The sequence below is a fragment of the Pseudomonas sp. LBUM1640 genome (assembly GCF_059716225.1).
Genome location: NZ_CP166816.1, coordinates 2223260 through 2238821 on the forward strand (window position 1 = coordinate 2223260; position 15562 = coordinate 2238821).

11 protein-coding genes, 4 tRNA genes and 1 pseudogene are annotated in these 15562 nt (G+C 59.7%); 6 read left to right on the forward strand and 10 right to left on the reverse strand.

The genetic code is table 11. The annotated features are described in order from the left end of the window. Positions 1 to 66: 66 nt before the first annotated feature. A complete protein-coding gene (locus ACA065_RS10035) occupies positions 67 to 1032 on the reverse strand; it encodes a bile acid:sodium symporter family protein (RefSeq protein ID WP_497694359.1) in 966 nt (321 codons plus the stop codon). Between the two features lie 155 nt (positions 1033 to 1187). Next, positions 1188 to 2108 carry a recombination-associated protein RdgC gene (gene rdgC / locus ACA065_RS10040; protein WP_497694360.1) on the reverse strand — a complete coding sequence of 307 codons (921 nt, stop codon included), beginning with the start codon at positions 2106 to 2108 and terminating at the stop codon, positions 1188 to 1190. Positions 2109 to 2267: 159 nt separating this feature from the next. Between rdgC and ACA065_RS10045 the strand changes: the two genes are divergently transcribed. The 4 genes from ACA065_RS10045 (at position 2268) to ACA065_RS10060 (ending at position 2787) form a co-directional block, all read left to right on the forward strand. Continuing rightward, a tRNA-Val gene (locus ACA065_RS10045) sits at positions 2268 to 2343 on the forward strand. A 19-nt stretch (positions 2344 to 2362) separates the two neighbouring features. Continuing rightward, positions 2363 to 2439: transfer RNA gene (locus tag ACA065_RS10050), tRNA-Asp, on the forward strand. Between the two features lie 176 nt (positions 2440 to 2615). After that, positions 2616 to 2691 (forward strand) — tRNA-Val (locus tag ACA065_RS10055). A gap of 19 nt (positions 2692 to 2710) precedes the next feature. Continuing rightward, a tRNA-Asp gene (locus ACA065_RS10060) sits at positions 2711 to 2787 on the forward strand. 79 nt (positions 2788 to 2866) lie between these two features. Here the strand turns inward: ACA065_RS10060 and ACA065_RS10065 are convergent. After that, the gene (locus ACA065_RS10065) at positions 2867 to 3106 is read right to left on the reverse strand and encodes a hypothetical protein (RefSeq protein ID WP_497694361.1); all 240 of its coding nucleotides are present in this window, start codon (positions 3104 to 3106) and stop codon (positions 2867 to 2869) included. Positions 3107 to 3111: 5 nt separating this feature from the next. Between ACA065_RS10065 and ACA065_RS10070 the strand changes: the two are divergent. After that, a pseudogene (locus tag ACA065_RS10070) lies at positions 3112 to 3210 on the forward strand (LysR family transcriptional regulator); the annotation flags it as partial. A 296-nt stretch (positions 3211 to 3506) separates the two neighbouring features. After that, positions 3507 to 4778, forward strand: a complete 1272-nt coding sequence (locus ACA065_RS10075) for a M10 family metallopeptidase C-terminal domain-containing protein (RefSeq protein ID WP_497694362.1) — start codon at positions 3507 to 3509, stop codon at positions 4776 to 4778. A 157-nt stretch (positions 4779 to 4935) separates the two neighbouring features. Here ACA065_RS10075 and ACA065_RS10080 read toward each other — a convergent pair whose 3' ends face one another. The 7 genes from ACA065_RS10080 to ACA065_RS10110 form a co-directional block, all read right to left on the reverse strand. Next, positions 4936 to 5628, reverse strand: coding sequence for a response regulator (locus ACA065_RS10080; RefSeq protein WP_497694363.1), 693 nt, complete (start codon positions 5626 to 5628; stop codon positions 4936 to 4938). Next, positions 5625 to 8276 (reverse strand): DUF4118 domain-containing protein, encoded by a 2652-nt coding sequence (locus tag ACA065_RS10085; RefSeq protein WP_497694364.1) that lies wholly within the window; start codon positions 8274 to 8276, stop codon positions 5625 to 5627. The genes ACA065_RS10080 and ACA065_RS10085 overlap by 4 nt, the downstream gene beginning before the upstream one ends. 128 nt (positions 8277 to 8404) lie before the next feature. Then, entirely contained in the window at positions 8405 to 10474 is a 2070-nt protein-coding gene (gene kdpB, locus ACA065_RS10090; RefSeq protein WP_497694365.1) for a potassium-transporting ATPase subunit KdpB, read from the reverse strand. 12 nt (positions 10475 to 10486) lie between these two features. Further along, the gene (gene kdpC, locus ACA065_RS10095) at positions 10487 to 11134 is read right to left on the reverse strand and encodes a K(+)-transporting ATPase subunit C (RefSeq protein WP_497694366.1); all 648 of its coding nucleotides are present in this window, start codon (positions 11132 to 11134) and stop codon (positions 10487 to 10489) included. Between the two features lie 10 nt (positions 11135 to 11144). Beyond that, a complete protein-coding gene (gene kdpA, locus ACA065_RS10100; protein WP_497694367.1) occupies positions 11145 to 12851 on the reverse strand; it encodes a potassium-transporting ATPase subunit KdpA in 1707 nt (568 codons plus the stop codon). Between the two features lie 107 nt (positions 12852 to 12958). Then, a complete protein-coding gene (kdpF, locus tag ACA065_RS10105) occupies positions 12959 to 13057 on the reverse strand; it encodes a K(+)-transporting ATPase subunit F (protein WP_053255293.1) in 99 nt (32 codons plus the stop codon). Positions 13058 to 14106: 1049 nt separating this feature from the next. Then, the gene (locus ACA065_RS10110) at positions 14107 to 15414 is read right to left on the reverse strand and encodes an IS4 family transposase (protein WP_497695326.1); all 1308 of its coding nucleotides are present in this window, start codon (positions 15412 to 15414) and stop codon (positions 14107 to 14109) included. Positions 15415 to 15562: the final 148 nt, after the last annotated feature.

The following is a 15562-nucleotide window of genomic DNA, read 5'->3' on the forward strand; positions in this document are numbered from 1 at the left end:
GTGCTCGACAGCGTCGCGAGGTCGTCCCCGCGAAGCTCGGTAGAGTGCCGAAAATTGATCAGGCGATCAAGTTTCTGGCGTGTTTGCCAACAAGCGGCGGTCTTCCTTTTCGCTCATGCGGCGGAAATAGGTCGACAGCAATGCCCCGGAAATATTGTGCCAGACGCTGAACAGCGCACTCGGCACCGCCGCCAGCGGCGAGAAGTGCGCACTGGCCAACGCGGCGCCCAACCCGGAATTCTGCATGCCCACTTCCAGTGCCAGCGACTTGCGCTGCGCCAACGGCAGCTTGAACAGCCGGCCGGTGAAGTAGCCCAGCAAGTAGCCAAAGCTGTTGTGCAACATCACCACGGCCATGATCAACAGGCCCGATTCGGCGATCTTCGCCTGGCTCGCCGCAACTACGGCTGCGACGATGATCACGATGCTGACCACCGACACCAGCGGTAATACTTCCACCGCATGGCGGACGCGCTCGCCGAGCACGCGTTGCGCAACCACGCCGAGCACGATCGGCAGCAGCACCACTTGCAGGATCGACCAGAACAATTCCATGAACGACACCGGCAGCCAGGCTGACGCCAGCAGCCAGATCAGCGCCGGGGTGAGCAGCGGGGCGAGGAGGGTGGTGACGGCGGCAATCGCCACCGACAACGCCAGGTCGCCCCGGGCCAGCCAGGTCATCACGTTGGATGAGGTGCCACTTGGGCAGCAACCTACCAGGATCACGCCGACGGCAATTTCCGGCGGCAGGTGGAAGGCCTGGCACAGCAACCAGGCCACGCCGGGCATGATTACAAAGTGTGCGACTACGCCCAGGGCCACACGCCACGGATGGCGGGCGACCTCGGCGAAGTCTTCAAGTTTTAAGGTCAGCCCCATGCCGAACATCACCAGGCCCAGCAGCGGCACGATGGCGCCTTTGAGGCCGATGAACCAGCCGGGCTCCAGGAAGGCGAGCACCGCGAAAATCAACACCCAATAGGCGAAGGTATTGCCGACAAAGCGGCTCAAGGCGGCGAGTGCGCGCATGGGGGATGTCCTTGTTATTAGATTCTTGAAGTGTAAACCCGATCAAATGTGGGAGCGGGCTTGCTCGCGAAGGCGGTGTGTCAGTCAATATATCTGGTGACTGACCCGGTGCCTTCGCGAGCAAGCCCGCTCCCACATTTTGAGCTTCACATGGCTTAAATGCCCTGTGGAGTCTCTTCGCCGCCCAGTGCTTCAACCAACGCCGGCAGGAACTCACCGAACGTCAGCATCATCAGGGTAAAGCTGGCGTCCAGTTGGCCCAGGGCCTCGTCGCCGCCGTCCTGTTCCGCCTGGTCTTGCAACAGGTCTTCGAACTTCAGGCGCTTGACGGTCATCTTGTCGTCGAGCATGAAGGACAACTTGTCCTGCCAGGCCAGGGACAATTGGGTCACGACCTTGCCGGTGGTCAGGTGCAGCTGGATTTCTTCGCCGGTCAGGTCCTGGCGCTTGCAGCGCACAATGCCGCCGTCTTCGTGGGTGTCGCGCAGTTCGCATTCGTCGAGGACGAAGAAGTCATCGGCAGGTTTCTGGGTGGTGACCCAGTCGGTCATGACCGCGGTTGGCGCGGTTTTGACCGTGAGTGGGCGAACCGGCAGGGTGCCGATCACTTCACGCAGGGTCGACAGTAGGTCTTCGGCGCGTTTCGGGCTGGCCGAGTTGACCAGGATCAGGCCCTGTTTCGGCGCGATGGCGGCGAAGGTTGACGAACGACGGATAAAGGCGCGCGGCAGGAAGGCCTGGATGATTTCATCCTTGATCTGCTCGCGTTCCTTTTTATAGACCTTGCGCATTTGCTCGGCCTCAATCTCTTCGACTTTCTCTTTAAGTGCGTCACGCACCACGCTACCCGGCAGGATACGTTCTTCCTTGCGCGCGGCGATCAGCAGGAAGTCACCGCTGACGTGAACCAGGGGAGCGTCTTCACCTTTACCGAACGGCGCGACGAAACCGTAAGTGGTCAACTCCTGGCTTGCACACGGGCGCGCCAGTTTGGTGGCCATGGCCGCTTCCAACGCCTCGGCATCAACAGGCAGATCTTGGGTCAGGCGATAGATAAGCAGGTTCTTGAACCACATGGGGTGAGTCTCTCCTTTATACAAAGGGGGGCATTATTCTCTTGATATCGCCTGAGGCCAACCCTGCCTAAGCCATTGGAAGGGCTGAAAAAAAAGATTTAAGAAAGTGCTTGCCAGACCTAAGGTCGCTCCGTAGAATGCGCGCCACACCGAAACGAAGGGTGATTAGCTCAGCTGGGAGAGCATCTGCCTTACAAGCAGAGGGTCGGCGGTTCGATCCCGTCATCACCCACCATTCGCTTCATGTGTTACGCGCAGCGGTAGTTCAGTCGGTTAGAATACCGGCCTGTCACGCCGGGGGTCGCGGGTTCGAGTCCCGTCCGCTGCGCCATATTCGGTAACCTGGAACGCTGAACGCCAGGTCACCACAGAAAGCCCGCTCATTGAGCGGGTTTTTTTTGTCCGAAATATGGCAATAAATCGCTCAATGAAGTTTTTTTAAATAAATTGCATTTAAATCAACACATTACGATTTTTTGTTGTATGATGCGCCCACACCGAAACGAAGGGTGATTAGCTCAGCTGGGAGAGCATCTGCCTTACAAGCAGAGGGTCGGCGGTTCGATCCCGTCATCACCCACCATTCGCTTCATGTGTTACGCGCAGCGGTAGTTCAGTCGGTTAGAATACCGGCCTGTCACGCCGGGGGTCGCGGGTTCGAGTCCCGTCCGCTGCGCCATATTCGGTAACCTGGAACGCTGAACGCCAGGTCGCCACAAGAAGCCCGCTCATTGAGCGGGCTTTTTTTTGTCTGCGATTCAGCTCAATGACTCAAGGGCGGGGGCCGTGGGCATCGGTGCGACATCGCGTCGGCCAAGGAACACGAAAATCACCGCCGCCGTGAGCACGGTGAGCCCCGTCATCCCCGCACGCTCTTTGGGTACTACGCTGATCGCCAAGCCATCCATCAGTAGAAACACCGCTGCTGCGCCAAGCAAGTAACGAGTGGTCGCAGAGGCCCAACCCTGTTCCGGCGCCAGAATCACTGCGGTGGTCAAGGCTAGGCCAGTTCTGGGCGCTGTGGCCCTCCAGTCGGCACCTCTCGCCAAAAATTCGTGCGTTTGTGGACTTTGCTGCCGAACGCTTTTTTACGCCTGGCTGAATCAGTTATCCGCTCGCAACTGGGCAATGAAGTGCATAGCCGCGCGGGCCATGCCTATGTCAGTACTTAAGATGTAAAAGAGTTTTTAGTTAATGTTCTAAATGTTTGGAACGCTTGTTTTTTATGTAGGGATATTCTGTTGAGGAGGGTTGGTTTTCGGCTTGTTTGTTGCGGGAAGTTGCCTGATTTTAGATGTGAAATATCTGCTCAAGGTGTCTCCCTTTATTTTTTATTTGTGGGTTATGTAAGCTGTGCGTGATGTAAGTATTTTTAATTAATCTGCGCAGGTGATTACTATGAGTATTGGCTCCTCTACATCTACCCCCTTTTCGTCTGTCATCCCGGTTACTAACTCGGTAGCGCCGCAGTCTGGGAACGACGTCCTAACGGCCTCCCGCAATGGCGTGGAAACCTCTGCGCACTTGGTGGATAGAGATGGGAATGGGTGGGTAGATGTCGAAGTGGATTATGACAGTGGGCCTGGCACACACTTTTCTAATCTTGGTAATCGCGGGTATCAACCGCTGAATGATGCACAGAGAAGGGAGTTAGGCGCCCAGATGGGTGACCTTGGCGCCGATATAAAAGTCAGGTTTCACGCTAAGGATATCTACGCCACCCCTGATGCGAAAGTGAAGTTTGGGACCTTTAAACAGAATGAAACACGGCCCAACCTGGTGGTAGGTTATCCATCGACTAACCCAACTATACCTACCGAAGTGTATATTCGTAGCAACCCTGACAACGCCAAAGATCAGGCCTTTTTGGCGCCCACTGCGCTTAACCGAGGGGGGAATTTACTTGCTCGCGCGCTGTTGTATTCCTTGGGCGTGCCTGCTCGTGCACCGGCGGAGGGTGAGCCCGACTCCAGAGGTTACAGCGTTCACAGTCGTCATTCGGAAACTACCACAGGTCAAGACTATAAAGGTAACTCTGTAACCCGCCCGCAAATAAAGGATTTCGAGCGGTTGATCCCTGCGTTTGGATTAAATACAAGTGCGCCAGGGCATGAATATCAGATTGGTAACTTGGGGCGTGGTAATAACCCTGCCACGATGACCATCGTAAACGGACGCGGTCACGATACCCTCGATGCAGCAAGTGATACGCACGATCAAGTTATCGATATGCACGCTGGGGCGCGTTCCAGCGTAGGCGGATTTAAGGATAATGTGATAATTTCGCCGCAAGCGGTAGTTGAGGACGTCAAGACAGGCTCGGGTACTAATAGCGTCGCACCCAATATTGTACCTAACAGGATTACATTGGGGCAGGGCAGCAATACGGTGGCCTTTCAACATCGGTGGGATTCCACCCCGGAACGACTGGATACTATCGTTGGTTTTAAAACGGGCGTGGATAAAATAGATATCAGTAGTTTTGGGACCCCTCAAGGTAATACGGGGTACGCTGTGCCTAATGGCTCTCACTTGGAAGTTAACACAAACGCGGCTGGCGAGACGCATGTGTCGTACTGGGCGAACTTTGTTTATCGTCAGAGTCAAGCACCCGATTTTAAGGTGCGGGCAGACGGCGTCCAAATGAGCGATATCATTAGAACCCAATAGTTGTTTTTAATGGCAGGCGGCTGTTGTTATTGATTCGGGCGGCGGCCGCTCTCCTTTCTGATGGGAGCGTGCCGCCCATTCAGGCAATAACCGCCCTGACAATCTGACGGCACCCGTGCGCCACATCGAATGCCGAGGCAAGTGAGCGAGTATTTCTTTACAATCCCATCAACCGATACCCCACCTGCAACTCGGTAATAAAATGCTGCGGCTGCGCCGGGTCCTGCTCCAGTTTTTGCCGCAAATGCGCCATGTGCACACGCAAATAGTGGGCGCGGTCGACGTAATCCAGGCCCCACACTTCCAGCAATAGCTGGCGGTGCGTGAGCACCCGGCTCTGGCCACGAATCATCGCGCAGAGCAGGCGGTATTCGATGGGCGTGAGGTGCACCGGTTGCCCCTGGCGCCATACCTCATGGGTCGACAGGTCGACTTCAATCTCGCCAAACGCCACCTTGCTGGTCGCCGCCACGGCGCCGGTCTGCCCATGCCTGCGCAGTTGAGCGCGGATGCGCGCGAGCAACTCGGGCACGCCGAACGGTTTGGTCAGGTAATCATCCGCGCCGGCATCCAGGGCGGCGACTTTCTCTTCTTCGCGATCACGCGCCGACAGCACCAGAATCGGCACCGCCAGCCAGCCGCGCAATTCACTGATCAATTGTTTGCCGTCGCCATCCGGCAGGCCGAGGTCGACGATCACCAGGTCCGGTTGGCGGCTGGCGGCATGGATCAGCGCGCGCTTGACGCTGTCGGCCTCGAACACCTGAAACCCTTCATCTTGCAGGGCGATCCCAACGAAGCGGCGAATATTGGCCTCGTCTTCAACAATCAAAATGCGTGCAGTGCTCATAGGGTTTCCATAAGCGGCGGGGTGCCCGCCGGTAAAGTGATGATGAAGTGCATGCCGGACGCATCGCCAGGGTTGGCCTGGATGCGCCCGCCGTGGGCCTCGACAATCCGTTTGGCCAACGCCAGGCCCAGGCCGATGCCGGCGACGGACGATTCCTGCTGGCCCCGCGCGAAGGGTTCGAACAGGTTGGCCGGCGCTTTGCCTGGGCCGGTGTCGCTGACCTCCAGCACGATGGTCGCTGCGTCTGAGCGCGCGGCGACGGTAATTGAGGTGCCCGGCGGCGTGTACTTGGCGGCGTTGTCCAGCAAGTTGACCAGCACGCGCTCGATCAACAGCGCGTCGATTTCCACCAGCGGCAATTGCGGGTCCAGCAGGGTGTGCACGCGGTGGCGCGCCAGCGGCTCACGCAACTGGCGCAATGCGCTGCCGACGATTTCTTCCAATGAGTGCCATTGCCGGTTCAGGCGCACACCGCGTTCCTGCATGCGCGCCATGTCCAGCAGGTTTTCGATCAGCCGCTGCATCGACGTTGCCTGTTCGTGAATGCCATTGAGCAACTCGGTCAACGGCCCAGCTGGGGCGTGGGGCAGGGCGGTGTCGGCGGCGCCGATCAGGGTGGTCAGCGGCGTGCGCAGGTCGTGGGAAATTGCCGCGAGCAGGGTGTTGCGCATCTTCTCGCCTTCCATCTGCACCAGCGTGCTTTGCGCCACTTCGACGAAGTGCACACGCTCCAGTGCAATTGCCAACTGGCTCATGCAGGCTTCCAGCAGGCGGCGCTCTTGCGGGTCACTCAGGCGCTCACTCTGTGCCAGTTCCAGCACCAGCACGCCGCGCACGCGCATCGGCGCTTTGAGCGGCAGGTAGCAGCCTTTGGCCGCCGACAACGTATCGGTGCCTTGGCCGGCGGCTTGGCCATGGTCGTAAGTCCATTGGGCAATGCTGTCGTCAATCGGCAGCCCGCTCGCGCTGACGCTGTGCACCCCATCGGCAGCGTCCGGCAGTGCCAGGCCGACCCGTGCTTCGAACACGCCGCTGAAGGTGCGCAGCGCCACTTCGCTGATTTGCTCCACGGTCAATGCGGCGGATAGATCACGGGCCAGCCGCGCCAAGGAGGTCGCGCGGCGTTCGCGCGCGGCGGCGGTGCGTGCTTCATGGCGCAGGCGCGCGGTGAGTTGCCCGGTGATCAGGGCGATGCCGAGCATCAGCGCAAACGTGAAGAAATACTGGGTGTCAGTGACGGTGAACGAGTAACGCGGCTGCACAAAAAAGAAGTCGAAACACAGCACCGCGAGCATCGCCGCCCACACGCCGGGGCCGCGCCCGTAACGCAAGGCCACCAGCACCACGGTGAGTAAAAACAGCATGACCACGTTGGCGAGGTCGAACACTTGAAGCAGCAATGCAGCGATGGCGCTGGCGGTGAAGCAGGCGAGTGTGGCCCACAGATAGGCCAAGGCGCTGCCCGGTGCAGGCAGCGGTTTTTCGATCACCGGCGCCGGGCCCGGCAATACACCGTGGGCAATCACGATCTGATCGATTTGCGGATGGTGTCGGCTGATCCGGTCGCTCACCGACTGGTGCCAGAACCGCCACGCCCGGCGCGGATGGTGGCCGAGCACCAGGCGATTGGCATTGTGCTCGCGGGCGCAGGCGGCCAGGGCCTCGGCCACGTCCATGCCCGGCAGCGTCGCGGTGTCGGCGCCGAATTCAGTCGCCAGCGCCAGGGTTTTCATTGCCGTCAGGTAATGCTTGGCGCCGCGCCCTTGATGGGTGGCCACATGCACCACGATCCAGTCGGCTTCAAGTTTTTGTGCCAGGCGCGCGGCTTCACGCACCAGGCGTTCATCACCGGTATCTCCGGCAATGCCCACCAACAGCCGTTCGCGGGCCGGCCACAGGGCTTTGATCGACTGTTCGCGGCGGTACACGCGCATTTGCGTGTCGACCCGATCCGCCGTGCGGCGCAGCGCCAGCTCGCGCAACGCCAGCAGGTTGCCCTTGCGGAAAAAGTGCTGCGAGGCGCGCGCGGCCGCAGGGCCCAGGTACACCTTGCCATCTTTGAGGCGTTGCAAAAGATCGTCGGGCGGCAGGTCGATCACCACCACTTCGTGGGCGTTATCGAACACATGATCCGGCACCGTTTCGCGCACGCGAATGCCGATGATCCCACTGACCAGATCATTCAAGCTTTCCAGGTGCTGGACATTGAGCGTGGTCCACACGTCGATGCCCGCGCTGAGCAGTTCTTCAATGTCTTGCCAGCGTTTGGGGTGGCGTGAGCCGGGCACATTGCTGTGGGCCAGTTCATCCACCAGCACCACCGCCGGGTGCCGGCGCAGAGCCGCGTCGAGGTCGAATTCGCTGAGCGCGAATTCACGGTGCAACAGCGCGGCGCGGGGCAGTTGTTCCAGGCCGTCAAGCAGCTCGGCGGTCTGCGCGCGGCCATGGGTTTCTATCACGCCGGCAAGCAGGTCCCGGCCCTGGGCGACTTCGCGTTGCGCCGCCGCGAGCATGGCGCAGGTCTTGCCCACACCGGCGTTGGAGCCGAAGTAGATACGCAATTTGCCGCGCAAGGCGGCCTGTTCTTCCAGCTGTACCCGCGCCAGCAAGGCGTCGGGGTCGGGGCGATCATCTTTTAATGCGGGCATATTCTTCCTGTTGAATACGATTTAAGTGTGGGAGCGGGCTTGCTCGCGAAGGCGTTGTGTCAGCCATTACATGCGTGACTGATCAACCGCATTCGCGAGCAAGCCCGCTCCCACATTGGATTTCGGTGCTACACGAGACCCAATCCGCTCAGCAGCATGTCAATCAACTTGATCCCGGCAAACGGTACCAACACCCCGCCCAGGCCATAGATCAACAAGTTGCGGTTAAGCAACGCCGCCGCACCGATCGCGCGGTAAGTCACCCCGCGCAAGGCCAGCGGAATCAGCGCGACAATAATCAGCGCGTTAAAAATCACCGCACTGAGAATCGCCGAGTTGGGGCTGCTCAGGTGCATCACGTTCAACGCGCCCAGTTGTGGGTAGGTGGCGACAAACGCCGCCGGGATGATTGCGAAGTACTTCGCTACGTCATTCGCCACGCTGAAGGTGGTGAGGGCGCCACGGGTCATCAGCATCTGTTTGCCCACCTCGACCACTTCGATCAGCTTGGTCGGGTTGCTGTCGAGGTCGACCATGTTGCCGGCCTCTTTGGCCGCCTGGGTGCCGCTGTTCATCGCCACCGCCACGTCGGCCTGGGCCAGCGCCGGTGCGTCGTTGGTGCCATCGCCAGTCATGGCCACCAGCTTGCCCTGGGCCTGGTAGTCGCGGATCAGTTGCAGCTTGTCTTCCGGGCGGGCTTCGGCGAGGAAGTCATCCACGCCAGCTTCTACTGCAATGGCGGCGGCGGTCAGGCGGTTGTCGCCGGTGATCATCACGGTCTTGATGCCCATGCGGCGCAGCTCGGCGAAGCGTTCCTTGATGCCGCCTTTGACCACGTCCTTAAGCTCTACCACACCCAGCGCCTTGGCGCCGTCGCTCACCACCAGCGGTGTGCTGCCGCGCCGTGAAACTTCATCAACCTTGGCCTGCAATGCGGCCGGGAAACTGCCGCCCAAGGCTTCGATATGGCTGCGAATCGCATCCGCCGCGCCCTTGCGAATCGCCCGGCCTTCGGGCAGGTCAACGCCGCTCATGCGGGTTTGCGCGGTGAAGTGCACAAAGCTGGCGCCCAGGGCGTTGATGTCGCGGGCGCGGATGTCGAATTTCTGCTTGGCCAACACCACAATGCTGCGGCCTTCCGGGGTTTCATCCGCCAGCGACGCGAGTTGCGCAGCATCGGCCAACTCGGCTTCCTTCACGCCCGGCGCCGGCAAAAAGCTGCTGGCCTGGCGGTTGCCCAAGGTGATGGTGCCGGTCTTGTCCAGCAGCAACACATCAACATCACCCGCCGCCTCGACCGCACGGCCCGAGGTGGCGATGACATTCGCCGACATCATCCGGCTCATGCCCGCCACGCCGATGGCCGAGAGCAGGCCGCCGATGGTGGTAGGTATCAGGCACACCAGCAATGCCACCAACACCGTGGCGCTGATCACGCTGCCGCTGCCGCTCATGGCCACGGCGAAGATCGAATAGGGGCTGAGCGTAGCGATGACCAGCAGGAACAACAGGGTCAGGCCTACCAGCAAAATCGTCAGGGCGACTTCGTTGGGCGTCTTCTGCCGTTTCGCCGATTCGACCATCGAGATCATGCGGTCGAGGAACGACTCGCCGGGGTTGACGCTGATGCGCACCACCAGCCAATCCGACAGTACCCGCGTGCCGCCGGTCACTGAGGAAAAATCGCCCCCGGCCTCGCGAATCACCGGCGCCGATTCGCCAGTGATCGCGCTCTCATCCACCGAGGCCACACCTTCAATCACCACGCCGTCCAGCGGCACCAGGTCGCCGGCTTCGATCAACACCACGTTGTCTTTGCGCAGCAGGCTGGCTTCCAGCGGTAGCCAGGCCGCGCCGTGGCGCGGTTGCTGCAGCAGTTTGGCCAGGGTCTGGCGTTTCATGCCGCGCAGGCTTGCGGCCTGGGCGCGGCTGCGGCCTTCGGCCAGGGCTTCGGCGAAGTTGGCGAACAGCACGGTGAACCACAACCACAAGGTGATGCTGAGGATAAAACCGCTGGGCGCTTCACCCTGGCCACCCAGGGATTGGAACCACAGCAAAGTAGTGAGGATGCTGCCCAGGTACACCACGAACATCACCGGGTTTTTCCATTGGGCCTGGGGCAGCAGTTTCTTCAACGCATCAACGCCGGCAGTCAGCACGATGCGTCGGTCAAACAGGGGTAAACGAGCATTCTTCATGAGGGCAATCTCTTACTCACTGACCGCAATAGAGGGCTGACGTGCATCCAGCGCCAAGTTGAGTTGCAGCACATTCACCCGTGGCTCGCCGAGCAGGCCGAGGGTGCGTGCGGCGGTGTGGTCGTTGAGCAGTTGCAGCAGGTCGGTTTCGGGGATATGCCGCAAGCGTGCGACCCGCGCCAGTTGCAGACGGGCGTTGGCTACCGAGATGTGCGGGTCGAGGCCCGACGCGGAGGCGGTGACCGCGTCCACCGGCACCGGGGCATCGGCGGCCAGGCCGTTGTCCTGGCGATAGGCCTTGGCGCGTGCGGCGACCTGGTCCACCAGTTTCTGGCTGGTCGGGCCCAGGTTGCTGGCGCCGCTGGAACCTGCGTTGTATGGCTGCGAAACGCTTTTGCTCGGGTCTTGCGGGTCGGCGCCGAGGGTCATGCTTGGGCGCCCATGGAAGTACGCAGGCTTGGTGAAATCCTGGCCGATCAGCGCGGAGCCGATCACCAGGCCGTCGCGTTCAATCAGCGAGCCCTGGGCCTGAAACGGGAACAGCAATTGCGCGGCCACGGTGGTGAACGCGGGGTACGCCAGCCCGGTCAGCAGCATAAAAAACACCGCCGAAACCAGCACCGGGCGCAGCAGCCCTTTGAATATCGATTGAGTCGTCATCAACAGGTCCTTAGTTGTACGTCTGGCCGGACAGCAACTGCAGTTGCTCCACCAGCGGGCCGAGCGCGAGCGCCGGCAGGAAGGTCAGGCCACCGACCACCAGCACCACGAACACCACCAGCAGCATGAACAGCGGAGTCGCAGTGGGGATGGTGCCGGCGCCGGCCGGTACGGTCTTTTTCATCGCCAGGGAACCGGCCACGGCGAGCATCGGCAGCATGGTGAAGAAGCGCCCGATCAGCATCGCCAGGCCAATGGTGGTGTTGAAAAACGGTGTGTTGGCGTTCACCCCGGCAAACGCCGAACCGTTGTTGGCGGTGCCCGAGGTGTAGGCGTACAGCACTTCGCTGAAACCGTGGGGGCCGAGGTTGTTGAGGCTGGCCATGGTGTTCGGCCACAAGGCGGCGAGGGCGGTGAAACCGAGGATGCTGATCGGGTGCGCGAGCACCGAGAGCATCACCAGTTTCATCTCGCGGGCTTCGATCTTTTTGCCGAGGAATTCCGGGCTGCGGCCGATCATCATCCCCACCAGGAACACCGTGAGCAGCGCGTACTGGATCAGGTTGATAAAGCCCACGCCGTCGCCGCCGAACACGCAGTTGAGCATCATCTGCGCCAGGGGCACAAAGCCGCCCATGGGCGTCAGCGAGTCGTGCATGGCGTTGACTGAACCGGTGGTAGCCGCGGTGGTGGTGGCAATAAACAGGCTGCTGTCGGCGATGCCGAAACGCAGTTCCTTGCCTTCCATGTTGCCGCCGCTTTGCTCGATCGACAGCGTCTGGTTGGCGCCGGCCTGGGTCAGCAGTGGGTTACCGGTTTGCTCGGCACCATACACCAGCGCGAGGAAGCCGATAAACATCACCAGGAAGGTGCCGAAAAACACCCAGCCCTGACGGCGTTGCAGCAGCATGCTGCCAAAGGTGTAGGTCAGCGCAGAGGGGATCAGCAGCATGCTGAGGATGTGCAGGATGTTGGTCAGCGGCGTCGGGTTTTCGAACGGGTGCGCGGCGTTCATGCTGAAAAAGCCGCCGCCGTTGGTGCCGATGTGCTTGATTGATTCAAAGCTGGCGACTGCGCCGACAATCAATTGTTGCTGCGCGCCCTCAAGCGTCGTGGCCAAGGCCTGGGAGGCGAAGGTCTGCGGCATGCCTTGCCACACATACACCAGCGCCATGACCACACACAGCGGCAGCATCACCCGGTAAAGGGTGCGAGTGAAGTCGACCCAGAAGTTACCGATGTCGCCCGAGCTTGAGCGGCTCAAGCCACGAATGAAACCCGCGGCTGCCACCACGCCTGACGTAGCGCCGACAAACATCAGAAAGGTGATGACGGCCATCTGGCTGAAGTTCGACAGGCTGGTTTCGCCTGAGTACGCCTGCCAGTTGGTGTTGGTAATAAAGGACGCGGCGGTGTTGAACGCCAGGTCCGGGGTTTGCGCGGCCAGCCCCAGCGGGTTGATCGGCATCACTGCCTGCAGGCGCAGGACTGTATAGCCGAGCAGCATCATCGCGGCGTTCGACAGCAGCAAGGCCGAACCGTAGCGTGCCCAGCCCATGGTCTCCAGCGGGTCGATGCCCAGCAGGCGAAAGGTAAAACGTTCCGGCAGGGCGTGGCGGTTCCCGGTAAATACCCGGGTCAGCCACTTGCCCATCAGCACGGCGAGCGCGGTCATCAACCCCAGGACCAGCGCGAATTCCAGCAAAGTGCTTAACATGTCGTGGCTCCGTTCAAATCTTGCCCATGGCGACAATGGCCATGGCAGTCGCACTAAAGAACACCAGGGAGAGGCCCATAAACATCACGTCGTACATGGCGAACTCCCTAGAACTTTTCGGCGCGAATGAGGGCGTAGCCCAAGTAAGCGAACAGGCCCACGGCGCATAAGCCGCTGGCGACATAAATGAAGGTTAGTGTGAGCACGGTGTAACTCCCCTTGTGGAATAAGCCGGGGAGGTTAGGCGCTCGGGTATCAAGCTTGGGCACTGATTACGGGGGGCGGTATTAAGACGGTATATAGATAGGTTTTTGCTGGGCGAACGAAAACAAGGGACAGCCCGGTGCCGGGGTATCCCTTGAAAAACTGGGGTTCTGCTGATTTCAGCGATCAGCTTATTTGGCTTTCTTTTTCTTTTCGCCGCGGGTGGCGAGGTGCTCGAAGCAAAACGCGGCGGTGCCGAAGAGCGCAATCATTGACAGGACGACCATGCCTAAAGTTGAACTTTCCACGATGACTTCCTACGGGTTTTGGGGGTAGGGAGTGACGGTAGAGTGTGCGGGGTTAGTTGCTCAATAGGGACGACGTAATCGTTATGGGAAGGCCGAGATTTATACGGATTCTTTACGGCCTGTGGTGTACATATCCGTTGTTTGAGTAACGGCCGCTATTGGTACCGCTCTGGCCCCACCACTCGGCACCTCGCCTAGGCTTTGGAGCGTGGTTTAACGGGGCGCCTAAGATCAAGATCACGATCAAAAGCAGATCTGCTTTTCTGTGGGAGCTGGCTTGCCTGCGATGCAGACACCTCGGTCTTTCAGTGACACCTAGTTGATGCCATCGCAGGCAAGCCAGCTCCCACATTTGATTGAGTTCAGTTTCCAAGATCAGGTCGGCTGTCAGGCCGCCTTGGCTTTGCTTTTGATTCAACCACTCAGGTCGGCTACCAGGCCGCCGTGCTGTAGACCTTGATCTTGATTTTGATCTTAGGCGCCCCGTCAACCACGCTGGCCGAACGCAGGCTTTGGAGCGGGGGTAAACCGGCAGGACGCCGGTTTAGCCGCGCTGGGCCAAGGATGGCCCATCGCGGCGGCCCCCGCTCCAAAGCCTGCGTGAGGGCACACCGAGCCGGAGGCGAGGTGCCGAGTGGTGGGGCAAGAGCCTTTTGGTTACTTTTGGGCTCTTTTCAAAAGTGACCCGCTGTAAGAGCCATGCCTTTCAAGGTCTGCGTTTAAAGATCCGTTTAAAGTCATGTTTAAGTTTGTTTATCCGACTTGGCAGCCTTGAGCACCCGAGCTGTTGAGACATGGGCCCGTGCAGCTTTACCTTCCAGCCACTCCTTAGGTTTGGCGACTTTAGGACCACGAGGACTTTTCGCGACGGCCTTGGGTTTGATCAACCTCGCCAGGGCCAACAACCGCTCTGCCAGCCCTTGCGAGGTCTTTTCAATAGGGAAATTCTCCGCAGGCAATGCGATCTGCATTCCCTGATAATCACTGCGAACATGCACCGCCAAATGGTAAATCGAGGCCTCCCAACCCGCTGGCTGCGTTTCGCGGTGGGCCTGATCAACACTGCGTTTGAGAACCGACAAAACGTTGTAAGCCAGAACCGCTGAGGCAAAGCCCAGCAGCGCGGCTTTAGGGCTACCAAGGCTCTTAATCTCACTGTCCAGCACCGATTCAAGGCGTTGGAACATTCCCTCAATACTCCAGCGGCGGCGGTACAAATCGGCTATTTGCCGAGCGCTAATGGTGTCGGGCAAGTTGCTCCAGAACCGCATCACCGAATCGCCTGAATCATTTGCCGTTTGCAGGCTCAACTCAACGCGTCGCCAGCGGCGGCCACCTTTTACTTCAATGATTTGCTCACGAACGCTTCCGCTGTCGACGATCCCTGACTCTTGCCAGTCGCTTTCCTGAATTATGCGAGGATGTTTGCTGTGTTCGCGAACGATGAACGAAGCCCCCGTGTCTTCGCAGGCTTGTAGGACCGGCAGCGTGCAGTAGAGCCGGTCAGCCACCCACAGTTGGCCCGCGCTTGCGCGGGCCAACAGCGGTAAAACACTGACCCGCTCGCTGGCATGGGCGTCTTCACAAGGCTGAAGATCAACGACTAAATCCAGATCAGGGTCGTAGGCCACTACGGAAAAGCCCGGGCGAGCCGCAGCTCGTTCAGCGCGCAAAGCACCAAGACGTTTTTCAGTGGAGGGCAGGTGGTTGCCGTCAACAATACGCAATTGCCAGCCGGGTAGGATCGATGAATGGCCGAGCGTTTTTATGGTCGGCTCTAAACGCTCTGCGCTACCCGAAATCAGGGCTCGAAGCAGCTCGGGCTCGGTCCGATTAATCTTGTCATAGAGCGCCGAAAGGGTGACTGAAAGCCCCTCCATCTTGCGCGCTGCCGCGTGTAGAGAGGGTCTCAGGCCCAATGAAACTAGGGACATCAGCTCTACAACGGTTGAAAATAAAAGCTCACGGGAGTACTGACGTTGGCGGTGATCATTGAACACCTTATCAACCCATTCGGCAGGTACGGCCTGCTCTAATACCAGCTTGGTCATGACACTGGCCGGTGCTTGTTTTTCGAACCGCTCTAGAACCTTTTCCCACATGGTTTCGTCATCCTGACTGAAGTTTGGGGGGGATTTTAAACCAAGACCTTGAAAGGCATGGCTGTAAGAGCGGAACCAATAGAGGCCATCACCCAAA